Annotated in this window: 24 protein-coding genes; 9 read left to right on the forward strand and 15 right to left on the reverse strand. The window is 65.0% G+C overall.

From position 1 onward, the window contains the following. The first annotated feature begins 21 nt into the window (after positions 1 to 21). Positions 22 to 402: a hypothetical protein gene (locus tag HWX53_RS03910; RefSeq protein WP_175940589.1), complete on the forward strand. Its 381-nt coding sequence runs from the start codon at positions 22 to 24 to the stop codon at positions 400 to 402. A 46-nt stretch (positions 403 to 448) separates the two neighbouring features. On the opposite strand, the gene HWX53_RS03915 is transcribed toward HWX53_RS03910, so the two are convergent. After that, positions 449 to 646: a hypothetical protein gene (locus HWX53_RS03915; RefSeq protein ID WP_175940590.1), complete on the reverse strand. Its 198-nt coding sequence runs from the start codon at positions 644 to 646 to the stop codon at positions 449 to 451. 428 nt (positions 647 to 1,074) lie between these two features. Between HWX53_RS03915 and ggt the strand changes: the two genes are divergently transcribed. From ggt to HWX53_RS03935, 4 genes are all read left to right on the forward strand, one after another. Further along, positions 1,075 to 2,712, forward strand: a complete 1,638-nt coding sequence (ggt, locus tag HWX53_RS03920; protein WP_175939522.1) for a gamma-glutamyltransferase — start codon at positions 1,075 to 1,077, stop codon at positions 2,710 to 2,712. A 249-nt stretch (positions 2,713 to 2,961) separates the two neighbouring features. Further along, positions 2,962 to 4,224: an MFS transporter gene (locus HWX53_RS03925; protein WP_244140040.1), complete on the forward strand. Its 1,263-nt coding sequence runs from the start codon at positions 2,962 to 2,964 to the stop codon at positions 4,222 to 4,224. A gap of 349 nt (positions 4,225 to 4,573) precedes the next feature. Continuing rightward, positions 4,574 to 5,398 carry a ferritin-like domain-containing protein gene (locus HWX53_RS03930; RefSeq protein ID WP_175939523.1) on the forward strand — a complete coding sequence of 275 codons (825 nt, stop codon included), beginning with the start codon at positions 4,574 to 4,576 and terminating at the stop codon, positions 5,396 to 5,398. Between the two features lie 51 nt (positions 5,399 to 5,449). Continuing rightward, positions 5,450 to 5,959 (forward strand): hypothetical protein, encoded by a 510-nt coding sequence (locus tag HWX53_RS03935; protein WP_175939524.1) that lies wholly within the window; start codon positions 5,450 to 5,452, stop codon positions 5,957 to 5,959. 67 nt (positions 5,960 to 6,026) lie between these two features. On the opposite strand, the gene HWX53_RS03940 is transcribed toward HWX53_RS03935, so the two are convergent. From HWX53_RS03940 to HWX53_RS03955, 4 genes are all read right to left on the reverse strand, one after another. Further along, entirely contained in the window at positions 6,027 to 7,526 is a 1,500-nt protein-coding gene (locus HWX53_RS03940; RefSeq protein WP_175939525.1) for a DEAD/DEAH box helicase, read from the reverse strand. Positions 7,527 to 7,743: 217 nt separating this feature from the next. Beyond that, entirely contained in the window at positions 7,744 to 8,364 is a 621-nt protein-coding gene (locus HWX53_RS03945; RefSeq protein WP_175939526.1) for a hemolysin III family protein, read from the reverse strand. 82 nt (positions 8,365 to 8,446) lie between these two features. Next, positions 8,447 to 9,745, reverse strand: coding sequence for a cytochrome c (locus HWX53_RS03950; RefSeq protein ID WP_175939527.1), 1,299 nt, complete (start codon positions 9,743 to 9,745; stop codon positions 8,447 to 8,449). Positions 9,746 to 9,766: 21 nt separating this feature from the next. Beyond that, entirely contained in the window at positions 9,767 to 10,510 is a 744-nt protein-coding gene (locus HWX53_RS03955; RefSeq protein WP_175940592.1) for a c-type cytochrome, read from the reverse strand. A 434-nt stretch (positions 10,511 to 10,944) separates the two neighbouring features. Between HWX53_RS03955 and HWX53_RS03960 the strand changes: the two genes are divergently transcribed. Beyond that, the gene (locus HWX53_RS03960; RefSeq protein WP_175939528.1) at positions 10,945 to 11,877 is read left to right on the forward strand and encodes a CopD family protein; all 933 of its coding nucleotides are present in this window, start codon (positions 10,945 to 10,947) and stop codon (positions 11,875 to 11,877) included. 35 nt (positions 11,878 to 11,912) lie between these two features. Here HWX53_RS03960 and HWX53_RS03965 read toward each other — a convergent pair whose 3' ends face one another. The 7 genes from HWX53_RS03965 to hda form a co-directional block, all read right to left on the reverse strand. Next, on the reverse strand, positions 11,913 to 12,212 hold the full coding sequence (locus HWX53_RS03965) for a hypothetical protein (protein ID WP_175939529.1): 300 nt from the start codon (positions 12,210 to 12,212) through the stop codon (positions 11,913 to 11,915). Between the two features lie 112 nt (positions 12,213 to 12,324). After that, the gene (panB, locus tag HWX53_RS03970; RefSeq protein WP_175939530.1) at positions 12,325 to 13,140 is read right to left on the reverse strand and encodes a 3-methyl-2-oxobutanoate hydroxymethyltransferase; all 816 of its coding nucleotides are present in this window, start codon (positions 13,138 to 13,140) and stop codon (positions 12,325 to 12,327) included. A 42-nt stretch (positions 13,141 to 13,182) separates the two neighbouring features. Next, the gene (locus HWX53_RS03975; protein ID WP_175939531.1) at positions 13,183 to 13,863 is read right to left on the reverse strand and encodes a deoxynucleoside kinase; all 681 of its coding nucleotides are present in this window, start codon (positions 13,861 to 13,863) and stop codon (positions 13,183 to 13,185) included. Then, complete coding sequence (folK, locus tag HWX53_RS03980; RefSeq protein WP_175939532.1) at positions 13,860 to 14,423, reverse strand: 2-amino-4-hydroxy-6-hydroxymethyldihydropteridine diphosphokinase; 564 nt, start codon at positions 14,421 to 14,423, stop codon at positions 13,860 to 13,862. Before folK ends, HWX53_RS03975 begins: the two co-directional genes overlap by 4 nt. A 115-nt stretch (positions 14,424 to 14,538) precedes the next feature. Beyond that, complete coding sequence (pcnB, locus tag HWX53_RS03985; protein ID WP_175939533.1) at positions 14,539 to 16,176, reverse strand: polynucleotide adenylyltransferase PcnB; 1,638 nt, start codon at positions 16,174 to 16,176, stop codon at positions 14,539 to 14,541. Continuing rightward, positions 16,169 to 16,855: an HAD family hydrolase gene (locus HWX53_RS03990; protein WP_175939534.1), complete on the reverse strand. Its 687-nt coding sequence runs from the start codon at positions 16,853 to 16,855 to the stop codon at positions 16,169 to 16,171. The genes pcnB and HWX53_RS03990 overlap by 8 nt, the downstream gene beginning before the upstream one ends. Before the next feature lie 11 nt (positions 16,856 to 16,866). Continuing rightward, positions 16,867 to 17,682, reverse strand: coding sequence for a DnaA regulatory inactivator Hda (hda, locus tag HWX53_RS03995; RefSeq protein WP_175939535.1), 816 nt, complete (start codon positions 17,680 to 17,682; stop codon positions 16,867 to 16,869). A gap of 234 nt (positions 17,683 to 17,916) precedes the next feature. Here hda and purM point away from each other — a divergent pair, with 234 nt between their 5' ends. Next, on the forward strand, positions 17,917 to 18,972 hold the full coding sequence (gene purM, locus HWX53_RS04000; RefSeq protein WP_175939536.1) for a phosphoribosylformylglycinamidine cyclo-ligase: 1,056 nt from the start codon (positions 17,917 to 17,919) through the stop codon (positions 18,970 to 18,972). A gap of 171 nt (positions 18,973 to 19,143) precedes the next feature. On the opposite strand, the gene miaA is transcribed toward purM, so the two are convergent. After that, positions 19,144 to 20,115, reverse strand: a complete 972-nt coding sequence (miaA, locus tag HWX53_RS04005; protein WP_175939537.1) for a tRNA (adenosine(37)-N6)-dimethylallyltransferase MiaA — start codon at positions 20,113 to 20,115, stop codon at positions 19,144 to 19,146. Then, a complete protein-coding gene (gene mutL / locus HWX53_RS04010; RefSeq protein WP_175939538.1) occupies positions 20,112 to 22,049 on the reverse strand; it encodes a DNA mismatch repair endonuclease MutL in 1,938 nt (645 codons plus the stop codon). Before mutL ends, miaA begins: the two co-directional genes overlap by 4 nt. A gap of 169 nt (positions 22,050 to 22,218) precedes the next feature. Here mutL and HWX53_RS04015 point away from each other — a divergent pair, with 169 nt between their 5' ends. Then, positions 22,219 to 22,878, forward strand: a complete 660-nt coding sequence (locus HWX53_RS04015; RefSeq protein ID WP_175939539.1) for a VTT domain-containing protein — start codon at positions 22,219 to 22,221, stop codon at positions 22,876 to 22,878. Between the two features lie 76 nt (positions 22,879 to 22,954). On the opposite strand, the gene HWX53_RS04020 is transcribed toward HWX53_RS04015, so the two are convergent. Beyond that, entirely contained in the window at positions 22,955 to 23,215 is a 261-nt protein-coding gene (locus HWX53_RS04020) for a GlsB/YeaQ/YmgE family stress response membrane protein (protein WP_175939540.1), read from the reverse strand. A 535-nt stretch (positions 23,216 to 23,750) separates the two neighbouring features. On the opposite strand from HWX53_RS04020, the gene HWX53_RS04025 reads away from it, so the two are divergent. Beyond that, on the forward strand, positions 23,751 to 24,644 hold the full coding sequence (locus HWX53_RS04025) for a peptidoglycan DD-metalloendopeptidase family protein (RefSeq protein ID WP_244139992.1): 894 nt from the start codon (positions 23,751 to 23,753) through the stop codon (positions 24,642 to 24,644). The last annotated feature ends 1 nt before the right edge of the window (position 24,645 follow it).

Consider the following 24,645-nt stretch of genomic DNA (forward strand, 5'->3'; position numbering starts at 1 on the left):
ATCGAGCGATGGGTGACTGCAATGCGAATGTGGATCGCGACGGGCACGGTTGCGGCAGCCGTACTGGCCGGCTGCGTAACGACGCCTAGTCTGGAGGGATCGTTCGGCGCGCCGTCTTTCGGCGCGCTTCAGGACATGTGCGGGATGGCGTCGACGGATTGGGGCGCCGACGCGCAGTCCGTGTACTCGGCCTTCTTCGACGCGTACGTCGCCGAGCGGCGCGGCGCGCTGTCGAGAGATCGCTTCTGCGCGTTTCAGGCCGGAATCGCGGAACGGCATCGCGCGTATGTCGCGAATCCGGGTCCGACAGCGCAGAGCGCGTGGGCCAACTTCCTGCTGGATCAGCGCGCGCAGGCGCTGAGTTGGCGAGCGGCCGTCGATCCGACGTTGCGAGGGGGATAAAGCTCGGGGGAAGGGACGCGGCCGGCGGCACGCGTCCCGCGCGCTGCTACGAGAACCGCTTGAAGGCCTTGATGGTGGAATCGCCGGTTGCGGTGAGCCGCCATTGCTGTCGGCCGGAGGCGAGTTGTTCGAGCTGGACGAGCTGGCGTTCGAGCAGGGCGTCGAGTTCCTCGCGTTCCATGTCGACCTGGTTGGGCGCTTCCTGAACCAAAAGCAGCGTGGCAAATTCGTGCGGACTCAGCATCGTGTTCTCCATGACGACCGAAGCGCAGACGGCCAGCGGCGACCGGCTCCTCGCTTCGAAACGTTGCGCGGGAAAACTGCAACTGCCGGGCAGCACGTGTATTTCTTCAATGCGCTGCCGGGAATTGGGATTGTAGGCAAGCGTCTGAGGAGTGCCAATCATACCGGTGAAAATTTCGGCTTTGACTTTTGGCGGCTTCGAAAGCGGTTGGTCAGAGAGGCCGATTTGCAGAATCCACGTGAAGACTGCGCTGCACTGCACACTGAAAGAGCTCGCCGCGAACTCATGCTGACGTTTCATTAATCTATACGATAAATGAATTTGTTCCGGCTTACGGTGGCAATGCAATATGCTTCTTTTGCCGCATCAACGATTAACTATCAGTGTGCTTTGCACGCGTATCGCCGCCCGTAACTCGGATTTCATTCATGAACCGCTTCAATTGGCAGAACCCTTATCCCACTCCGCGCCTTCCCGTGTTCGCGCGGAACATCGTTTCGACCTCGCATCCGCTCGCCGCGCAAGCCGGTCTGCGCATGCTGTGGAAAGGCGGCAATGCCGTCGACGCGGCCATCGCGGCCGCGGCGGCCATCACTATCGTGGAACCGGTATCGAACGGTCTGGGCGGCGATGCTTTCGCGCTGGTGTGGGACGGCAGCAAGCTGCACGGGCTGAACGCGTCGGGCGTGGCCCCGGCGGCATGGAACGTCGACTATTTCCGCCGCAAATATGGCGAAGAAAACGGCCTGGCACGCCAGCCCAAGCGCGGATGGGACACCGTGACGGTCCCGGGCGTCATCGCCGGATGGGAAGCATTGCATGCGAAGTTCGGGTCGCTGCCCTTTGCCGATCTGATGGAGCCGGCCATCGGAATCGCGGAGCGCGGTCATGCGGTGGCGAGCATCGTCGCGTACAAGTGGGCGGCGGCTGTCCCTGAAATGAAAGATCAACCCGGCTTTGCGGATGTGTTCATGCCGCACGGCCGCGCCCCCGAAGTCAGCGAGCTCGTGCGCATGCCGGGTCACGCCAATACGTTACGCGCGCTCGCGGAACACGGCCCACGCGCGTTCTACGAGGGCGAAGTCGCCGAACGCATTGCGGCGTTCGCACGCGAGGGCGGCGGCGCGATGACGCTGGACGACCTGCGGAACTATCGCGCGGAGTGGGTCGAGCCGATCAGCAAGGATTATCGCGGCTACACCGTCCACGAGATTCCGCCGAACGGGCAGGGTATCGCGGCGCTCATCGCGCTCGGCATTCTCGACAAGTTCGATGTCAGCGCGCTGACGGTCGATCGTATCGAGTCGCAGCATCTGCAAATCGAAGCCATGAAGCTCGCGTTCGCCGACGTCTATCGCTACGTCGCCGATCCGCGCTCGATGGAAGTCACGCCGGAGCAGATGCTCGACGACGCCTACCTCACGGAGCGCGCGAAGCTTATCGACCCGGCGCGAGCCACGCAGTTCGACTTCGGCATGCCGAAGGCGGGCGGCACGATCTATATGTCGGTGGCCGACGAGCGCGGCATGATGGTGAGCTTCATCCAGTCGAACTACATGGGCTTCGGCTCGGGCGTGGTCGTGCCGAATACCGGCATCTCGCTGCAGAACCGTGGCTGCGGCTTCTCGATGGACCCGGAATCGGCGAACGTCGTCGAGGGCGGCAAGCGCCCGTTCCATACGATCATCCCGGCATTCCTCACGCAGGACGTCGGCGGCCGACGCGAAGCGGTGATGAGCTTCGGCGTCATGGGCGGCGACATGCAGCCGCAAGGGCATCTGCAGTCGATCGTGCGAATGCTCGACTACGGTCAGCAGCCGCAGGCGGCTTGCGACGCGCCGCGCTGGAAGGTGAACCGCGATTTCACCATCGACATCGAAGCTACGCTCGATCTCGAGACGGCTCGCGCGCTCGAGGGCATGGGCCATACGATCAAGTCCATCGACGATCCGTACATGGACTTCGGCTCGGGTCAATACATCTGGAAGCTGGACCGCGACGATCCCGACCGCGGTTACGTCGCAGCGAGCGACAGCCGCCGCGACGGTCTCGCTGCCGGCTTCTAGCAACGATACGGCTGCCTGCGTTCACGCAGACAGCCGGCCTTCCATGAGTTTTCGCCTTCGCACTGCGCCAAGCGCCGTGCGAACGGTGGCGCACGTCCGCGCATTGCTGTATTGAGCCGAGAGCACGAGATGACGCAACACGGAAAGACTTTGAACGAAGCGGTGCACGAAACACCGCTGGCAGGCCGCCCGGCCGTTGCCCATGGCGCCGACATTTCGCATCCGCCGGCCGCCACGCTGTCGAAGGCGATGGTTCGCCGCATCGTTTTTTCGTCGTCGGTCGGCAATGCGCTCGAATGGTTCGATTTTCTCGTCTACGGCTATTTCGCGGCGATCATCGCGAAGGCGTTCTTCCCATCGCACGACGAATGGCTTTCGACGATGCTCGCCATCGGCACCTTCGGCATCTCGTTCCTGATGCGTCCGCTGGGCGCGATCGTGCTCGGCATCTACGCCGATCGCAACGGCCGCAAGGCCGCGCTGACGCTCGCCATTCTGCTGATGATGATCGGCACGCTGACCATGGCGGCAATGCCGTCGTATCAGCACATCGGCATCGCGGCGCCGCTTCTGATCCTGCTCGCGCGGCTGATTCAGGGCTTCGCGGTAGGCGGTGAGTTTGGTAGCGCGACGGCGTTCATGGTCGAGCATAGCGAAGCGCGTCGCGGCTGCTACGCGAGCTGGCAGTTCGCGAGTCAGGGGCTTGCCGCGATCATGGCCGCCGCGTTCGGCTCGCTCTTGACCGCGTGGCTGCCGCAACCGCAACTCGAGTCGTGGGGCTGGCGCATTCCGTTCGTGTTCGGCCTGCTCATCGGGCCCGTCGGCTATTACATCCGCTCGCACCTCGACGAAACGCCGGAGTTCCTGGCGTCCCGGCCGGCGCGCACCGACGCTCGCGCGCCGGGCGTCTCGTTCTCGAATCAGTGGATCAATCTGCTGCTCGCGGTCGGTATCGTCGCGCAATCGACGGTCGGCGTGTATGTGCTGCAACTCTACATGCCGATGTATGCCGTCAAGCAACTGCATCTGCCCGCCACGGCGTCGTTCGCCGTGGTCGTGCTCAACGGTGGGCTGCAGTTCATCTTCTCGCCGATCATGGGCGCGCTGTCCGACCGGCTCGGGCGCATTCGCATCATGCTCGGCACCTCCGTCGTCATGGGCGTTGCCATCTATCCGATGTTCGCATGGCTGCAAGCTTCGCCGACGGTTCTCTCGCTCGTCGTGCTTCAGTCGGCAGCAGGCATCCTGAAAGCCGCGTATTCCGGTCCCATGCCCGCGCTGATGTCGGAGATCTTTCCCACGCGCGTGCGCTCGACGGGCTTGTCCATCGGCTATGCGCTCGGCGTGACGCTCTTCGGCGGATTCGCGCCGACCATCGTCGAGGCGTTCATCCACGTCACCGGCGACAAGCTCGCGCCGAGCTACTACGTGCTGCTCGCGGCGGTGTTGTCGGGCGTCTCGCTTGCGATCGTCGCCTGGCGCATGCGCGGCGGCGCGCGACACGCTGCATAGCATCTGCTTCCTGTGAACTAGCTTACGACGGCGGCTTCGCCGCCGTTGTGCTTTTTGACGCGCCTCGCGCATCCATCGCGGGCGGCACGCTTCCTGCTTCAAGCTGCGCCACCCAAGCCGCGCATCGAGACGTAGAAAATTGACGCAAGGCAAACCGCGCATGGAACCGCGCAGCGCGGCGCAAGTCTGTCCCCATGTCTGCAAACTCGTTGCAGGACGGCTAAGATGAAAAAGCACAAGCCGCTAACACTTTGATTCGAAGACGCTGGGACAACGTCGCAGCGTCGTATGAACCTCGACCGTCTTTTTTGGCCGGTGGCGCGTTCAGTTCAGCCAGGGAGCGCGATACATGCATACAGATAGCACCCACGTGATGCCGTGGCGCATCGAAGATATCGATCTGAATCGGATCGACCGACAGAAGGCGGCGTCCAACGAACATCTTCTTTTGTTGCTGTGTGCCTGCTCGTTCATCGAGAGCGGCACGGATCTCTATACGAGCAACCTCAGCACCTACTTTCGCGACGATCCGGAAATCGCGGCGTGGCTCAATAACGAGTGGGAGCCCGAGGAGATGCAGCACGGCCGCGCGCTCAAGACGTACATCAACCACGTCTGGCCGGAGTTCGACTGGGACACGGCGTTCAAGAACTTCTTCGCCGAATATTCGCTGACCTGTTCCTACGAGCAGTTCGAAAAGAAGCGCGCGCTGGAGATGGTGGCGCGCTGCGTCATCGAGACGGGAACGGCCACGCTGTATCGCGCCATCAACGAATGTTCAGACGAGCCGGTGCTCAAGGAGATCACGGATAACATCCGGGTCGACGAAGTGCGTCACTACAAGCATTTCTTCCGCTTCTTCAAGAAGTGGAACAAGATCGAAGGCAATGGCCGGCTGGCGGTGCTCGGCGCGCTGGTGCGTCGCGTGGCCGAGCTGAAAAGCGAGGACTCGGAGATCGCGCTGCGACACGTCTTCGCCATTCGATACCCGGAGCGCGTCAAGGATTCGACCTACAATCGCGAACTCTTCGCGCAGGTCAATGCGTTGGTTCGGAGAAATTTGTCGGCTGATCAGTGTATTAAGATGCTCTTGAAGCCGCTCGATTTGCCCGCGCGTATCCAGCCGGGCGTGCACTATCCGCTCGCGAAAATCACGCAACTCTTCTTCCGCTAACGCCAGATGCGTGCGGCGGCGCATGCTGTTTCACGCAACGAGCCTACGTCAATGACCGACTCGACCGCAGCGAAGGCGCTGTCTTTGCAGACCATCTTCGACGAATGGCCCTCCGATCTGCGCGCGTTGTTCGACGGTACGCTGACGGGCGCGCCGAGCGGCTTCACGGCGTCGCTGTCCGCCGTGGACGACGGCGGGCGCATTCGCACCGCCTTGTTGAGCGCGGGCGAACTGCTCGCCCCGGACGCGCGCACGCTGTGCTTCGCGCTGTGGCCGTCGTCGCGTACGGCGCGGGCAATCGCGTCGAGCGCGAGCGCAACGCTCGCTTTCGTCTTCGACGAGGCGTTCCATCAGGTGCAGATCGACGCGCGCCGCGTCGCGCTCGACGACGTGCCGCTCGCGTGCTTCGTCGGGACGATTGAAAGTGGGGAGATTCAGCGCGTGCCGTACGCGCGGCTGACAGGCGGCATCACGTTCGAACTGACGGACACCGAGCAGGTCATCGCGCGCTGGCGCGAGCAACTGGACTGGCTGAAGCAAGCGGCGAGCGCCGCTGCCTGATTGCTTGTTGCTTCTTTCGCGAGCCGCTCGCGTTGGCGGCTCGCTTTCAACATGACGTCGCCGACGCTCAGCGCCCGCGTCCGCCGGTGCGCATGCCGTCGCGGCGCGCGCCGCCGTTGTCGTTGCGCGACTTGCCGCCGAGCAGCGCGCCGGGATTGCCGGCTTTGGCGCGCGGGGCCGGAGCGTGGCCGGCTGCGTGCGCGGCTTCGGGACGGCGGGGCGCCGGCTTGACGCCCGCGTTGCCGTGGCCGGCCGGTTTAGCGTTGGCCGGCTTCGAGCCGCGGCCGTCGCGCTGACCCTGACCGGCGCCGTTGCCCGCTTTCGGGGCGCGCGCCTGATCCTGCGATCCGCCATGCGCGCGGCCACCTTCGCGCGGACCGCCGCGACCCTGACTGCGGCGCTGAATCGGCTCTGGTTTCGCGTTCGGGTCCGGCTCGAACCCGGCAATCACTTCCTGCGGAATCGGCCGCTTGATGAGGCGCTCGATGTCCTTCAGCAATTGCAGTTCGTCGACGCACACGAGCGACACCGCTTCGCCTTCCGCGCCCGCGCGACCCGTGCGGCCGATGCGGTGCACGTAGTCTTCCGGCACGTTCGGCAGGTCGAAGTTGACCACGTGCGGCAACTGGTCGATGTCGATGCCGCGCGCCGCGATATCGGTCGCGACGAGCACCTGCAGCGTCTGATCCTTGAATTCGGCGAGCGCCCGCGTGCGCGCGGACTGGCTCTTGTTGCCGTGAATGGCGAGCGCGCTGATGCCGTCCTTCGTCAGTTGCTCGGCAAGACGGTTCGCGCCGTGCTTCGTGCGCGTGAAGACGAGCACCTGAAACCAGTCGTGCTGGCGAATCAGATGCGTGAGCAGCTCGCGCTTGCGATCACGGTCGACCGGATGGATCTTCTGTTCGATGCGCTCGGCCGTCGTGTTGCGGCGCGCGACTTCGATCAGCGCGGGCGAATCGAGCAGGCTGTCGGCGAGCGCCTTGATCTCGTCGGAGAACGTGGCCGAGAACAGCAGGTTTTGGCGCTTCTGCGGCAGACGCGCGAGCACGCGCTTGATGTCGTGGATGAAGCCCATGTCGAGCATGCGGTCGGCTTCGTCGAGCACGAGAATTTCGAGCTGCGAAACGTCGATCGTCTTCTGCTGCATGTGATCGAGCAGACGGCCCGGCGTCGCGACGACAATATCCACGCCACGGCGCAGCGCGTCGATCTGCGGATTGATGCCGACGCCGCCAAACATCACGGTCGAGCGCAGCTTCAGATACTTGCCATACGCGCGCACGCTTTCTTCGACCTGCGCCGCGAGTTCGCGCGTCGGCGTGAGAATCAGCGCGCGCACCGGGCGCTTGCTGCCGGCCGCGGCCGGTGCCATTTGCGAGAGACGTTGCAGGATGGGCAGCGTGAAGCCCGCCGTCTTGCCGGTGCCGGTTTGCGCGCCGGCGAGCAGGTCGCCGCCTTTCAGGACGGCCGGAATGGCCTGAAGCTGGATCGGAGTGGGATTCGTGTAGCCGAGTTCGTTGACTGCGCGAAGGAGAGGTTCTGACAGACCGAGTGAATCAAAAGACATAAATAGATGTTCGAATCGTTGTGGCGAACGGCGTGCAGGCGGCTGGCAACAGCGGCGATGATGTACGACGCTCGCGATGAATCGGGCGGCGGCCTTGGTGCGCGGTCCTGGACCGCCTGGCTGTGCCGCAAGGTTCGACGCGCTATCAAGACACGCCGGCTGGCTGTAAGTTGCATCGCGTTGCTTCGCGATGCGGGCGCTTTGCCCCGTTCAAGGCTCACGCGACATAGCGCGCGACGCTCACGAACTGACACAGACTGCCCGCCAGCACGAACAGATGCCAGATACCGTGGCCGTGCCGGATGCGCTCGTCGTTGATGAAAAACCAGATGCCGGCGGTGTAGATCAGACCGCCTGCCACCAGCCACGCAGTGCCTGCGGGCGGCAGCGCCGTCAAGAGCGGATGAACGGCTACGAGCGCGAGCCAGCCCATCAACACGTACAGCACCATCGAAACGCTGCGGGTTCTTCGCCCGAGCGTGAGTTCCTGCGTGATGCCGAGCACAGCAAGCCCCCAGCTCACGCCAAACAGCGACCAGCCCCACGGGCCGCGCAAGGTCACCAGTGTATAGGGTGTGTAGCTGCCGGCTATCAACAAGTAGATGGCCGAGTGGTCGCACTTTTGCAAGACCGCTTTCATGCGCGGCGTGCGCGCACAGTGGTACAGCGTCGAGATCAGGTACAGCGTGCACAGCATGGCGCCGTAAATCGCGAAGCTCACGACCTTGTAGGCGTCGCCATGGAGCGCGCCCATCGTCACGAGCGTCGCGAGTCCCGCGACGGACAAAACGACGCCGATCAGATGGCTGATGCTGTTGAAACGCTCGCCTGCGTGCATGACTGGTCCACCAAAGACAAAAGGCGCAGCCCCAACATGAAGGCTGCGCCCCGTGCGTATTGTACGCTGTCTCGCGCGAATGTCAGTCGAGCGGCGCCGAACGCAGGTTGCTCACCTGTTGCGGCGACACCGGCGTGCCGTGGTTGCCCCACGACATACGGATGTACGTCACGACCGCGGCCACTTCCGTATCCGACAGCGACTGCGCGAACGGCGGCATGCCGTGCGGCATCGGATTGCCGTCCGTGCTCGGCGGATAGCCGCCGTTGAGCGTCATGCGGATCGGGTTGACGGCCGACGGCATCTGGATCGACTGATTGTTCGCGAGCGGCGGGTAAGCGGGCGGCTTGCCGAGACCGTTCTCCGCGTGACACTTCGCGCAGTTCTCGGTGTAGACCTTCTTGCCCATGGTCAGCAGCTCGCCGCCGAACTTCTCGGACGTTTCCAGTTGCAGCGGTTCCGGCGCTTCCTTCTTCTGCGGGATCGACTTGAGATACGTCGAGATCGCGTTGATGTCCGCGTCGGTCATGTACTGCAGGCTGTTGTGGACCACTTCGGCCATCGGGCCGAACACCGCGCCACGCTGCGACACGCCGCTCTTCAGCAGGTCGTTGATGTCCTTGATGTCCCAGTCGCCGAGACCGGCTTCCTTGTTCGACGTGAGCGACGGCGCGTACCAGTTCTGCAGCGGAATCAGGCCGCCCGCGAACGCTGCGGAGTTGACCGGGCCGCCCATCGCGTTGATCGACGTATGGCACATGCCGCAGTGACCCAGACCTTCGACGAGATACGCGCCGCGGTTCCATTCGACCGATTTGGTCGGGTCCGGCTTGTACTCGCCTTCGCTGAAGAACAGCGTGCGCCAGCCGATCAGCAGATTGCGGTTGTTGAACGGAAAGCGCAGTTCATGCGGACGGCTCGGCTCGGACACCGGCGGAACCGAACGCAGGTAGGCGTAGATCGCGTCGGAGTCGGCGCGCGTCACCTTGGTGTAGCTCGTGAACGGGAAGCCGGGGTAGAGCAGGCTGCCGTCCTTCGAGCGGCCGGTGTGCATCGCGCGATAGAAGTCGTCGGATGTCCACTTGCCGATGCCGTACTTGTCGTCCGGCGTGATGTTCGGCGTGAACATGGTGCCGAAGGGCGTCGCCATGGGCAGGCCGCCCGCGAACTGCTTGCCACCGCGCACCGTGTGGCACGCGATACAGTCGCCGGCGCGGGCGAGATATTCGCCGTGCTTGACGAGCGCGGCCTGATCCGCCGGAGTCGCCGCGACCGCGCCGCCCGAATGGAGGTTGTCGCCGCCCGACCAGAGGACGGCGCCGGCTGCGACGGCTGCCACCACGACAGCCGAGGAAAGTGCGAACAGGGACTTGCGTTTCATTGTGTTGTCGCTCCAGACGCCTTATTGCGGTTCGCTGCCGCAGACGAGCGGCATCTTCAACGAGCCAGCGGGCGCGGGCACCGGGTTGGCGGGTGCGGTTTGCGTGGAGAGCCATGCGGCGACGGCGGTCACGTCGTCATCCGACAGGCGCGAAGCGATCTGCTGCATGCAGTCGGGCGCCTTCGCGTGGCGCGTGCCCGACTTCCATGCGCCGACCTGCGCGCTGATGTAGTCCGAATGCAGGCCGACGAGACCCGGGATGGCCGGCTGCATGCCGGTCAGCGCCTTGCCGTGACACGCCGCGCAGGCGGGAATGTTCTTCGACGGATCGCCGTTCAGCACGATCTGCGAGCCGCGCGCGAGCGTCGTGCCCGACACGTTCGTCTTCGCGGGCGGCGGATACGGCGGACGCTGCTGCGAGAAGTAATTCGCGATCTGATGAAGGTAGTCGTCCGAGAGATACGTGACGAGGTAGTTCATCGGCGGGTACTTGCGCCGCCCTTCGCGGAAGTTCTGGAGCTGGTTGTACAGATAGTCGGCGGGCTTGCCGGCAAGACGCGGGAAGTAGTCATTGTCCGTGCCTTCGCCGTGCACGCCGTGACATGCGGTGCAGCCTTGCACGCGGGCTGCCATGGTATCCGGCGCGATAGGCTGGTTTTGCGCCTGGGCAAGCGCCTGGCCCGCGCTGAGAACGCCGGCGCTGCCGATCAGTGCCAAGGCGAGCAGCGGACGGAAAATGCGTCTTGAAAACACGCGACACTCCATGAAATTCGGGGACCTGCCGAGCTTCGTGCGGCTCGGTGCGAAGGTGGCGAACCACGGCCACGCGTAGGGTGGCGGAGGGTGGCGGACCACAGCCACAGCGGCTCGATGAGCCTCTGATGCGACGCGGAATTCTATCATCGATGCCTGATGGTGACTATTTGACACAACTTCTCGGGCGCTCTGAGGCGGAATCGCGACAATATGCCGCGCGACAGACAAGAACTTTGACATTGCATTGAATTCATTGCTTATCAACAAAGAGTCGACACAAGCACCATCGCGTCGCGCCGAAGTTCGTAGCGTCCGATGCAATGCGCGCTCCGGTTTGCGTGCGTTCGTTTAGACTTCGCGAGCCGCTTTCTTGCCGACGCACTGATGACCCGCCCGGATCTCCTCACAGCAATTCCCGTTCACGCCTCGATGGCCGCCGCATCATGACCGGCGATTCGTTGTCCTTTTTGCAGATGGTGTTCGCCGCGCTGTCAGATGTGGCGTTCGCGTGCGCGCTCGGCGGGGCGCTGCTCAGCGCGTGGCTCCATCGCGAACGCGTGGCAGCGGCGGTGTCGCCGGCGCAGCGCGGCGGGCGGCGCGCATCGCGTATCGGCATCGCGGGGGCGCTCGCGTTCGTGCTGTGCGGCTTCGTTTCGCTGTGGCTGGAGTCGGCCGCGATGAGCGGCACATCCATTCTCGATGCCGGTTCGTCGCTCTGGCTCGTCGCGAGCGCGACGCACGCGGGCATCGGCTGGGCGGTGTCGGTTGCGGGCGGCGTGTTGCTCGCGCTCGCCATGGCGACGAGCCGTCCATTGGGTCCCGCCCGCCTGGCCGTCGCCGTGCTCGGCGCGTTGATCGCGGCATCGGGGAAAGCGGCGATCGGCCATGCCGCCGATGCGGGCGCGTTCTCCATCGCGGAGGGCGTGCAATTGCTGCATTTGCTCGCGACAGGCGTGTGGGGTGGCGTCGTCATCGCGGGCGCGGGCGTCTTGCCGGCGCTCGACGCATCGACTGCGCGCGCGGCGCTACTGCGCGTCGTCGCGCGCATGTCGAGCGTGGCGACGGTCGCGGTGGCGGTCGTCATCGCGACGGGTCTCTTCAACGCATGGCGCGGCACCGGCGGATCGGCAGAGGCGCTGACGCAAAGCGGCTGGGGTCACGCGTTGATCGTGAAACTCGCGTTCGTCGCGGCGGCGCTCTTGCTCGGCGCGCTCAACCGCTGGTCGGCGCTACCGCGCCTGCAACGTACGGCATCGACGACGGACGCGCATACGGTCATCAACCTGATGCGCGTCGAAGCGGTGCTGATGGTGGGCGTATTCGTGGCGGCGTCGGTGCTGTCGCACAGCTTGCCGGGTTTCGCGATGGGCGGTTGAGCGGGTTAAGCGGGTCCAGCGGACTGAGCGCCGTCTCACTCGTAACCGAGCTTGTGGCTCACGATAGGCGCGCAAAACAGCGCGAGCGCGCATCCGGCCGCTTTGCCCTGAAGCTCGACAAAAGCGGTATGCGAATCGGCGACGAAGAGCACGTCGAGGATCTGCGGCAAGCACAACGCCACCGCGAGCACGATGAAACCGCGCGTCACCATCGAGATGCGCCAGCCATGCTGCGCGCCCAGCACCGCCGCGATCACGCGCGCCACGCCGAGCGCCACGAACGCGCCGACAGCAAGCTGCGCGCGGACGGTTTCATCGGGAAGGACGTGCCACATGGTCGTTCTCGCTTCGGGCTGAGGTGTTCAGCTTAGTGTGCAAGAACCTCGCCCGTCCAGTCTGTTCGTGACAGCGCAAACGGCCGGGCGGTACGGCGCAAAACTAAGACGATCAGAACGTGTGCTCGGGACCGGGGAAGCTGCCGTCCTTCACCGCGTTCACGTAGGCTTCGACCGCCGCGAAAATGCTCGGCTGACCTTGCATGAAATCCTTGACGAAGCGCGGCCGCTTGCCGGGGAAAATTCCGAGCATGTCGTGCAGCACGAGCACTTGTCCCGAACAGTCGATGCCCGCGCCGATGCCGATGGTCGGAATTGCAAGTTGTTGCGTGACCTCGCGCGCGACGAGCGTCGGCACCGCTTCGATCACGAGCAGTTGCGCGCCCGCTTGCTGAAGCGCGAGCGCGTCGCGGCGCATCTGTTCCGCGGCCGCTTCGGACTTGCCCTGCACCTTGAAGCCGCCGAACGCGTGCACCGACTGCGGCGTGAGCCCGACGTGGCCGCATACCGGAATCGAACGCTCCACGAGAAAGCGCACGGTATCCGCGAGCCACTCGCCGCCTTCGAGCTTCACCATGTGCGCGCCCGCGCGCATCAGCTTCACGGCATTCGCATACGCTTCTTCGCGCGATCCGATGGTGCCGAACGGCATGTCCGCGACGATCAGCGCGCTCTTGTTGCCGCGCGCAACGGATGCCGTGTGATACGCGATGTCGTCCAGCGTCACCGGCAACGTCGTGCTGTGGCCTTGCAGGACATTGCCGAGCGAATCGCCGATCAGCATGACATCGACGCCCGCGCGATCGAGCAATGCGGCGAAGCTGGCGTCGTAGCACGTGAGCATAGCGATGCGCTGGCCCGCCTCGCGCATGGCTTGCAGCTTCGGAACGGTGATCGTCGAGCGGCTGGTTTCCTGCAGATACGTCATGATGATTTCAGTTGAAATGGCGCGCGAGCATGAGACGCAAGCTCACACCGAGACGCCTTTGACAAAGAATTCCTTGCGCCCGCGCATGGTCTCGATCCGCTCGACGAGCAGTTCGAGATCGTCGTCCGATGCGACGGGATTCAGATGCTCCGCGTTCACCGTGAGCAGCGGCGTCGCGTCGTAGTGGTAGAAGAAGTCGTTGTAGGCGTCGGCGAGCGCGCGCAGATACGAGTCGGAGATTTGCAGCTCCATCGGCAGCGCGCGTTTCTGAATGCGCGAGAACAGCACTTCCGGGCTCGCCTGCAAATACACGACGAGATCCGGCGCAGGCGCGCTCGCGCCGATGCGCGAGGCGATATCGCGGTACAGGTTGAACTCGTCGTCAGGCAGCGTAAGCCGCGCGAACAGATCGCTCTTCTGCGTGAGAAAGTCGGCGATGAGCGGCGTGTTCTGCGTGAGCATGTCCGCCACTTCCCGCGTTTGCGCGACGCGCTGCAACGCGAAACTCAGTTGCGTCGAGAGCGCGTGCCGCGTCGTGTCGCGATAGAAACGCTCGAGGAACGGGTTGTCCTGCGGGCGCTCGAACAGCGTGCGCATGGACCAGCGTTCGGCGAGCCGCGTGGCGAGCGTCGTCTTGCCGACGCCGATCGGCCCTTCGATCGCGATATAACGATGCGGCGGCCGCAACTGCGGCGCCGTGACGGTGAGAGGCGGATTGCTCATCGGCAATTGGCTTTAGTGGAGACGGTGGAGGCGCTGGAAGCTTTTGCCGCTGCCGGCTGCGCGGCGGGCGCCGCGCACTGGCACAGGGCGACTTTCTCGATGCGCTGATCGGCGACGTTCGCGACGAACGCGTCGGCGCGGCCGCGTTGCGGGATGATGAGATCGGGTTCGAGTTCGATGAGCGGCACGAGCACGAACGCGCGCTCGGTCATGCGCGGATGCGGCACGACGAGATCCATGTCGTCGATGCTGAACGCGCCGTACAGGAGGATATCGAGGTCGAGCGTGCGCGGCGCATTGCGATACGGCCGCTCGCGCCCGAACTGTTCTTCGATGACATGGCACAGGCGCAGCAGCGCACGCGCGGGCAGCGTCGTTTCGAGCTTCACGACGCAATTGAAGTAATCGTCGCCGGATGCGTCGATGGGCGCCGTGCGATACAGGCTCGACTTGGCGAGCACGGTGATCGTGTGCTGCTGCGCGAGACACACGACTGCGTCTTTCAGCGTTTGGCGCGCATCGCCGAGATTCGCTCCGAGGCCGAGATAAGCAATCGTCATGGCAGAAGTCCTACGCGTAGGTCCCGGGCGAAGCGGCGAGGCATCCAAACACATCGAAACGCCGGCACATTGCCCGGGTGCTAACCGTTATCCGCTACTTTAGCGAAAACCGGCTTTATTCGTTGTCCGCGCCTTCGATATTTCGGGGCGCGCCGGCTTCGTTCGCAATGCGGTCGGAGCGGTCGGACTCGGGCTCGCCATCGGCCGCAGTGCTTGCGCCGCTCTCGCCGCCCTCGGCAGCCTTGCGTTTCGCATTGCTGCGCCGGCGACGCTTCTTCGGCGCTGCACGCTCCTTGCCGCCTTGCGAGAGCAGGGCTTCGCGCGTCGCGTTATCACCCTCGATGAAATCGGTCCACCATTGGCCGATGGCCGCATCCAGCTCGCCCGACTCGCAACGCAGCAGCAGGAAATCATAACCCGCACGGAACCGCTGGTGTTCGAGCAGCTTCATCGCGCTGCGGCCGCGCTTTTCCAGCCGATGCTGCAAGCCCCAGATCTCGCGCATGTCGGCGGAATAACGCTTGTGAATGGCGAGTTTTTCCGTCTGCATGTCGAGCACATCGTCCATCGCGCGGTTCAGCGCCGGCACCGGATAATCGCCCGCGGCGGTGTACTTCTGCCAGCGCGTCTGCACGTCGTGCCACAAGAGCGTGGCGAACAGGAAGCTCGGCGAAACGGGCTTGCCCGCGCGCACGCGCTCGTCGGTGCTCGTGAGCGCGAGCGTCACGAACTTCTCGCCGTGCGGCTGTTCCAGCACGACATCGAGCAGCGGCAGCACACCGTGATGCAGCCCTTCCTGACGCAAGCGCGTGAGACACGCGAGCGCGTGGCCGGACAGCAGCAGCTTCAGCATCTCGTCGAAGAGACGCGCGGCCGGCACGTTGTCCATCAGATCGGCGAGTTCCTTGATCGGCGCGCGCGTCGCTTCGTCGATCTCGAAGCCGAGCTTCGCCGCGAAGCGCACGACGCGCAGCATGCGCACCGGGTCTTCGCGATAACGCGTGGCCGGATCGCCGATCATGCGCAAGAGGCGCGCGCGAATGTCGGCCATGCCGTCGTGATAATCCAGCACGGTTTGCGTGGCCGGATCGTAGTACATCGCGTTGATGGTGAAGTCGCGGCGCGTGGCGTCTTCATGCTGCTCGCCCCACACGTTGTCGCGCAGCACGCGGCCGCTCGCGTCCACCGCGTGCGTTCGCATGTCGAGCTCGCCGCGCCGGTAGCGTCGCGGCGCTTCGGCGACGGGTTCCGGCGGCGCGTCGACGAGCGCGCGGAACGTGGACGTCTCGATGATCTCCTGTCCGAACTGCACGTGGACGATTTGGAACCGCCGCCCGATGATGCGCGCGCGGCGAAAGAGCCGCTGCACCTGATCGGGCGTGGCGTCGGTGGCGACGTCGAAATCTTTCGGCGCGACGCCGAGCAGCAGATCCCGCACCGCGCCGCCGACGATGAACGCGCGATGACCCGCCTGCTGCAAGCCTTCGGTCACGCGGATGGCGTTCTTCGAGATGAGCGACGGATCGATGCCGTGAATGTCCGACGACAGTATCACCGGCACATTCGGGTCGCGCTTGACCGGCGCGGCGGCTTTCTTGCGCGGGGCACGCGTGCTTTTGCGGGCGGCTTTTGCTTCAGCGGCTTCGGCGGCTTGAATGTCGTCAGCGGATGCGCCCGGCGTGTCGTTCGAGGCGCCTTCGCTGGATGCGGCGCTCTCTTGTCCGAACAGCTTGCGGATGAGTTTTTTAATCACGTGTATCGAAGAGGTTCAGGATGCGCCAGCCTTTGGCTTGCGCATGCGCGCGCAGGGTGTCGTCCGGATTGGTGGCGATGGGGTCCGTGACGCGCTCGAGCAGCGGGATGTCGTTATGCGAGTCGCTGTAGAAATAGCTGCGCTTGAAGTCGCCGAGCGTCTTGCCGAGCGACGCGAGCCATTCCTCCACGCGCACGATCTTGCCCTCGCGATAACTCGGCGTGCCGCGCGGCCTGCCGGTAAACGCGCCTTGCGGATGATCGCCGACGGTTTCGACTTCGCATGCAATCAGCGTGTCGATGCCGAACGCTTCCGCGATGGGCGCGGTGATGAACGCGTTCGTCGCGGTCACCAGGCAGCACAGATCGCCGTTGTCCTGATGCTCGCGCACGAGCGTGACCGCGGCCGGCACGATGCGCGGATTGATGACCTCGTGCATGAACTGCGCGTGCCAGTCGGCGAGCTGCTCACGCGAGTACTTCGCGAGCGGCGCGAGCATCGCGTGCAGGTAAGCGTTGATGTCGAGCACGCCCGCCTTGTAGTCGGCGTAGAAGGCGTCGTTCTGACGCGTGAATTCTGTCGCGTCGACGATGCCGAGCTTCACCATGAAGCGGCCCCATTCGTGGTCGCTGTCGGTGGGAATGAGCGTGTGGTCGAGATCGAAGAGGGCAAGGTTCATGGGAGCGCATTCTACTTGAAGCGGGTGGGAACGTTGTCCGGTGCGGCGTCGGCGTCGGGCGCGCCGGCAGGCGGGGCGGCGCGGTGCTCGTCGTCCGCGTCCTGCGGCGTATCCGGCGACACCGCCACGAGCGGCGTCACGCGCCCGCTTTGCGAGAGCATCGAGCGCAAGAGCGCGCGCGTGACTCTGCGCTTCTGTTCGAGCGAGAAGCGGTCGAGATCGTCGAAAAGCGCCATCAGGCTCGGCATGTCGCGGCGGAAGTGCGTGAGCAGATAGGCGGGGACGTCTTCCGCCAGCACGATGCCGCGCTCGTGCGCCGCGTGCTTGAGAACCGACGCCTTCGCTTCGTCAGAAAGCGGCAGCAGATGGAAGACGAGGCCCCAGCCGAGACGCGTGCGCAAGTCTTCGCGCACGGCGAGCGTCATCGGCGCGGCGTTGCCGGTGGCGACGAGCGCGCTCGCCGGATACGCGCGCACTTCGTTAAACAGATTGAAGAGCGCGATCTGCTGCGCGGGCGAGAGGCGGTCGCAGTCGTCGACGGCATACAGCGCGACCTGCGGATCGAAGCCGAACGCGTGCAACGCGCTCTGCGGGCTCAAGTAACGCGCCCGGCTGCCCGCCTCATGAACGAGCGCGTGCAGCAGATGACTGCGCCCGCTGCCGGGCTCGCCCCAGACATAGAACGTGCGATCCGCGACGGGGCCGGACGCGAGCGCGCCTTCGAGCTCGCGCAACCGCGTGACCAGTTCGTGGTTGCCGGCGGCGAAGAAATTGTCGAAGGTGGCGGGCGGCGGGGTGCCGAGGTCGAGCGTCAGTTGGCGTTGCACGGGGAATGGATGTCGTCGGCTGGATGCTGCGTTCTCTCGAAAACAGGCGGCGTCGGCTCGCCGATGCGCGCGAAGGCGCCTGTGGCAAGCGGCCGGGCGCTCGGGCGCGTTTCGTCGGCCGGGCCGTTCTGTCTCGAAAAGGCGCTGCCGCGCGGCGGACCAAGCTGCCGGGCGACCGTCCTCGTATCATCATCGGGTAAAATCGCATTTTACCGACCTTCTCGCTCTCCCCCCATGAATCAACCGAAATCCGCCCCGGACACCCAAGGTTTGTCGTATCGCGATGCAGGTGTCGACATCGACGCGGGCGATGCGCTCGTCGACCGGATCAAGCCGTTCGCCAAGAAGACCTTGCGCGATGGCGTGCTGGGCGGGATCGGCGGATTCGGCGCGCTCTTCGAAGTGCCGAAGAAGTACAAGGAGCCGGTGCTCGTGTCGGGAACGGACGGCGTCGGCACCAAGCTGCGCCTCGCGTTCCAGCTGAACCGGCACGACACGGTCGGACAGGATCTCGTCGCCATGAGCGTGAACGACATTCTGGTGCAGGGCGCAGAGCCGCTCTTCTTCCTCGATTATTTCGCGTGCGGCAAGCTCGACGTGGACACCGCCGCGGACGTGGTCAAGGGCATCGCGCAGGGCTGCGAGTTCGCGGGCTGCGCGCTGATCGGCGGCGAGACGGCGGAAATGCCGGGCATGTACCCGGACGGCGAATACGACCTCGCGGGCTTCGCGGTCGGCGCGGTGGAAAAGAGCAAGATTATCGACGGCAGCACCATCGCTCCGGGCGATGTCGTGCTCGGGCTGGCGTCGAGCGGCATTCACTCGAACGGCTATTCGCTCGTGCGCAAGATCATCGAGCGCGCGAATCCGGACCTGAACGCCGATTTCGACGGCCGCTCGCTCGCCGACGCGCTGATGGCGCCGACGCGCATCTACGTGAAGCCGCTGCTTTCCGCGATGCAGAGCATCACCGTGAAGGGTATGGCGCACATCACGGGCGGCGGGCTTGTCGAGAACATTCCGCGCGTGCTGCGCGAGGGGTTGACGGCGGAGCTGGACCATCGCGCGTGGCCGTTGCCGCCGCTTTTCGCGTGGCTGCAGAAGCACGGCGGCGTCGCCGATGCGGAAATGCATCGCGTGTTCAATTGCGGGATCGGCATGGCGGTGATCGTCGCGGCCGAGGACGCCGATACGGCGACCGGCCTGCTGTCCGCTGCGGGCGAGCAGGTGTGGAAGATCGGCGTCGTGCGCGAGAGCCGTGAAGGCGAGGCGCAGACGGTGGTGGTCTAAGCGTCGCCAGTCGCTTTCCAAGACAGAAACCCTCGCGTTGCGCGCGAGGGTTTTTTACTTTTCAAGCCGCGTCGGCCGCGTGAGCGCTTCGACTCACGAAGGCAGTCGACTCAATAGCTGGGTGCGCTGCGTGCTCAAGATCGAGCAACCGCGTGCGGTGATAGGCGTTCGTCACGCCGGCCCGCGAGACTTTGGCCTCTCTATTCGGGACTTTATCGCTTCGACCGCCTGCTCCGTCGCATCGGGCGCGCAGCAATCCACCACGACGCGCTCGGGCATCGCGCGCAGCCATGTCAACTGGCGCTTGCACAACTGCCGCGTCGCGAAGATGCCCTTGTCGCGCATCTCGTCGTAGCCGGTCAGGCCGTCGAGGTATTCCCACGCCTGCCGATAGCCGACGCAGCGCATCGACGGCATCGACACATCGAGGTCGCCCCGCGCGCGCAGGCGCTTCACTTCGTCGATGAAACCGTGCGCGAGCATCGCGTCGAAGCGCGCCGCGATGCGCGCATGCAGCACCGCGCGGTCCGACGGTTCCAGCGCGATCGGCACGAAGTCATACGGCGCTTCCTGCTCCAGCACGCGCGGCGCGGCGAGCAGCGCGGACATCGGCTGACCGGTCAGCAGATATATTTCGAGCGCGCGCTGGATGCGCTGCGAATCGTTCGGCGCGAGGCGCGCCGCGGTCTGCGGATCGACCGCCGCGAGCCGCGCGTGCAGCGCGGGCCAGCCGTCGCGCGCGGCGTCGGCGTCGAGCGTGGCGCGCACGGACGGATCGGCGGGCGGCAGGTCGTTGAGGCCCTGCGTCAGCGCCTTGTAGTACAGCATCGTGCCGCCGACCAGCAGCGGCACGTTTCCCCGCGCGACGATTTCGCCGACCAGCCGAAGCGCATCCGCGCGAAACTGGGCAGCGGAGTAAGCGTCGGCCGGATCGATGATATCGATCAGATGATGCGGCGCGGCCGCCCGCTCCGCCGCGCTGGGCTTGGCCGTGCCGATATCCATCTCGCGATAGACGAGCGCCGAGTCCACGCTCACGATTTCCACCGGCCGCGCCGAGGCCGCCGCGAACGCGAGCGCCGCCGCCGTCTTGCCCGACGCCGTCGGCCCGAGCAGACAGACCACGCGCAAAGAATTACTCATTGTCCGCGCATGAAGAGGCGGTCGAGGTCCGCGAGCGTCAGCTGATACCACGTCGGGCGGCCGTGATTGCATTGATCGGCGCGTTCGGTGGCTTCCATCTGACGCAAGAGGGCGTTCATTTCGTCGAGCGTGAGGCGGCGATTGGCGCGCACCGCATGGTGGCAGGCGAGCGTGCCGAGCAGTTCGTGCTGCCGCTCGGTGAGCACGCGCGATCCGCCGTACGCGTGAAGGTCGCCGAGCACGGCGCGGGCGAGCGCGACGAGGTCCGCGTCCTTCAGCAGCGCGGGCACCGCGCGAATCGCGATGGACGTCGGCGAGAGCACCGCGAGATCGAAGCCGAGCGCGTCGAGCGTCTCGCGTTCTTCATCGACGATGCCGATTTCCACCGGATCCGCCGTCATCGAGACCGGAATCAGAAGCGGCTGCACGGCGATGGAGCGGTCCGCGAGCGCGTGCTTGAACTGCTCGTAGAGGATGCGTTCGTGCGCGGCGTGCATGTCCACGATGACGAGTCCGCGCGCGTTCTGAGCGAGCACGTAGATGCCGTGAATCTGGCCGACGGCGAAGCCGAGCGGCTGCTCGTCGGCGTGTGCGTGGCTCGCGGCGGCGTAGGCGGGCGCGCTGTCGTCGTTGGCCCACGCGACGGCGGGCGATGCCTCTGCCGCGGACGCGACCGGCGCGTCGGCGTCTTTGCGCCCGAACAACGCGTCGTAGAGCGCGAGCGGCTGCGCGACCGGCAGCGACCCTTGCGTCATGCGCGACTGACGCATCCACGTGGTGCCGTTTTCGTTCCTGGCTACCGATCCCGCGCTGGCGACAGGCCGCGCGCTGAACGACGCCGGCCCGGTCGGTTCGAGTTGCGCCGCGTGCCCGCCCGCTGTCGTTTCCGGGGACGCGCCCGCATGCCGCGCGAGCGCGCGCTGCACCGCGTGGAACACGTACTGATGAATCGAGCGCGAGTCGCGAAACCGCACTTCGATCTTCGACGGATGCACGTTCACGTCCACCGACTCCGGCGGCAAGTCGAGAAACAGCACGTACGCCGGATAGCGGTTGCCGTGCAGCACGTCCTCGTAAGCGGCGCGAACGGCGTGCGTGAGCAGCTTGTCGCGCACGAAGCGGCCGTTCACGAAGAAATATTGCTGGTCCGCGCGTCCGCGGCTCGCGGTCGGCAGGCCCGCGCAGCCGTACACCGCAAGCGGGCCGGCGCGTTCGTCCAGCGGCAGATGCGATGTCTCGAACACTTCGCCCAGAATTTTGGCGACGCGCGTGGCCGGATCGCTCGCGTTCCAGTGCTCGACGGCCTTGCCGTTATGCATCACGGAAATGGCGACGTCGGGCCGCGCGAGCGCCACGCGGCGAATGACTTCCAGGCAATGCCCGAGCTCGGTTTGTTCGCTTTTCAGGAACTTTCGGCGCGCCGGCGTGTTGAAGTAAAGCTCGCGCACGTCGATGGTCGTGCCGACCGTGCCCGCCGCAGGGGAAATGACGCCCGTTTGCGCGTCGATGCGCGTGGCGTGCGCGCAGTCTTCGGTGCGGCTCGTGATGAACAGCTCCGCCACCGATGCGATCGACGCGATCGCTTCGCCGCGAAAACCGAGCGTGGCGACGGCTTCGAGATCGGCGAGCGAGCGGATCTTGCTGGTCGCGTGCCGCATGAGCGCGAGCGGGAGTTCCTCGGGAGGCATGCCGCAGCCGTCGTCGGCGATCACGATGCGCTTCACGCCGCCTTCGTCGAGCGTCACGCGCAAGCTGCGCGCGCCGGCATCGAGCGCGTTTTCCAGCAGTTCCTTGACCACGGACGCCGGCCGCTCGACCACTTCGCCCGCGGCAATCTGGCTGATGAGCTGGTCGGGAAGCGGGGCGATGGCGCGCGAACGGCGCGCGACGGCGGTGGTCGAAGCGCCGGCGGAGAGTTCGTTGAGATCGGCCATGCCGAAATTATAGCCATTCGCATCGGCCGCTCGCGGGGGCGCATCGTTCCGACAATGCGTCGCCAGATGGCGGCTCGATACGTGCTTTTTAACCGACGCGCCGAGTCACTTCGGTATCATGGCGCGACCCTTCGCTTCTTTGCCGGCTCACTTCTTCGAGGACAGTTTTTTGGACACGCTGCTGCATTTCCTGGGCCTCATCCTGCACATCGACAAATCGCTCGGTGACTTCATTCACACGTATGGCGCGTGGGTGTACGCCGTGCTGTTCCTCATCGTGTTCTGCGAAACGGGGCTTGTGGTCTTCCCGTTTCTGCCGGGAGATTCGCTGCTTTTCATCGGCGGCGCGTTCGCGGCCACGCATGAGATGGATCTGGGCGCGCTTATCGCGCTGCTGCTGATTGCGGCCGTGGCCGGCAACACGGTCAATTACTGGATCGGACGCGCCATCGGCCCGAAGGTGTTCGATACGAACATACCGGTGCTCGAGCGCTTTCTGGATCGCAAGGCGCTGCAAAAGACGCATAACTTCTACGATCGCCACGGCGGCAAGACGATCGTGATCGCGCGTTTCGTGCCTGTTGTGCGCACCTTCGCGCCGTTCGTGGCGGGGGCATCCGCGATGAACGCCACGCGCTTCCAGCTCTTCAACATTATGGGCGCGGCCATCTGGGTGCTGCTTCTCGTGCTGCTCGGCTACTTCTTCGGGAATATCCCGTTCATCCGGCAGTATTTGAACGTGATCGTGCTGGTCGGCATTGGCGCCGCCATCGTGCCGATTGCGTTGGGCGCGCTGTGGAAGATGAGCCGTCGCGGCTCGAAGGTGTGAAGGCGACGTGAGTGGAGTTCGCCGGGCCGGCGCTTCGCGTATCGTCAGAAGCGCGGCCCGACATGCCGATGCGCCGTTACGCGCGCCGGAACAGGCGGATGACGAAAAGCAGCACCACCGCGCCGATCACCGCCGTCAGAAGCGAACCGAGCAGGCCGCCGCCGAGCGAAATGCCGAGCACGCCGAAGAGCCAATTGCCGACGACGCCGCCCACGATGCCTACGAGAATGTCCACGAACACGCCGAAGCCCGTGCCGTTCATGATGAGGCCGGCGAGCCAGCCCGCGATGCCGCCAATGATCAAACTGGTGAAGATTCCAAGATGCGTGATGTGCATGCGCTAGTACTCCGCGAAAATGAGGAAATTGCAGGACTGCAGGAGGCTCCCGCTTTCGAGCGCCGTGAATGTAGCGGAAAGCGCGGTGCCAAAAGCGCGCAAAGTGTCAAGGATTGTGGATTGTCTGTTTGGCTTAGGGCGTGCGAATCTGCGGCGTGCCGCGACGTCAACGCGCGGGCCGGCAGAATCGTAAAAAATTTAGAATCCCAAAGGATCAGGCGAAGTTTCGCCTAAAGTGTCTCGTCGACTGACCTGAGGAAGTGGATTCTGTAATGTTTTATGCTGTCGGAGTTTCGTCGGAGCCGAAGGTGAAACGCGCGAGCGGTCGCGGATCGCGGCTTGCGGTCATATCGTTTTGCGCGCTGGCGCTTTCCCTGCTGCCGGGCTGCGGCATCGTCGGATGTGTCGGTACCTCGTTGTATGGCGTCGGCTTGACCGTGTGTTAGCGCGGCGGCCGGCGGCGGCAAAATCAAAAAGTGTTGCACTAGATCAAGACAAGAGCATGAGAAAGTTGCAGTCGATGCACACAGTTGTCATGGGACCGCGCACTCGGGCGGTCATCGCGAGTTTCGGGCTCGCCGCATCCGTCGCGGCAGGTCTTGCCGGATGCACGTCGACGCCGCGCACGCCAGCGCCCATCGTCGACAATTCGATGTCCCCGCCGCCGCCCGTGATCGTGAGTTCGCCGGTCAGCACGGCGCCCGTTCCGGTGGCGCCGGGTGCGTCGGCTTCCGCGCCGGTTGAGGCGGGTTTTTATCGCGTGAAGCCGGGCGACACGCTCTACGGCATCTCGCGTCAATACAAACAGAAGCCCGCCGATCTCGCTGCGTGGAACAACTTGCCTGAGAGCAAGCAGGTCAACGTCGGGCAGGTGTTGCGCGTGGTGCCGCCGGGTGCGTCCATGTCGACGGCGGCTGCGGCCGCGGGTTCGTCTTCGAAAAACCTGCCGCCGCTCCTGCCGACGCCGGGGAAGCAGACGGCTGAGAGATCGAGCGAGAAGGCGATCGAGAAATCAACGGAGAAAGCTGCCGAGAAGCCCGCCGCGACGGCGTCAGCGGGCAAAGGCACCTTCGTCTGGCCGGTGAAGGGCGAGATCGTGCGCGGCTTCGGGGCGAGCGGCAGCAAGGGCATTGACATCGCGGGCAAGGTCGGCGAGCCCGTGAAGGCTGCGGCGCCCGGCAAGGTCGTGTATGCGGGAAGCGGCTTGCGGTCGTACGGGCGCATGATCATCGTCCGGCATAGCAACGACTATCTGACCGCCTACGCGTACAACGACAAGCTCCTCGTGCGCGAAGGCGATACGGTCAAACAGGGCGCGACGATCGCCGATATGGGAACCGGCCCGAGCGGGTCGCCGGTGCTGCATTTCGAGATCAGGAAGGCCGGCGCCGCCGTCGATCCCGTGCCGCTGCTCGGCGCGGGCAGTTGAG

Origin of the sequence: Caballeronia sp. BCC1704, from assembly GCF_902833455.1 — a bacterium.
Taxonomy (GTDB): Bacteria; Pseudomonadota; Gammaproteobacteria; order Burkholderiales; family Burkholderiaceae; genus Caballeronia.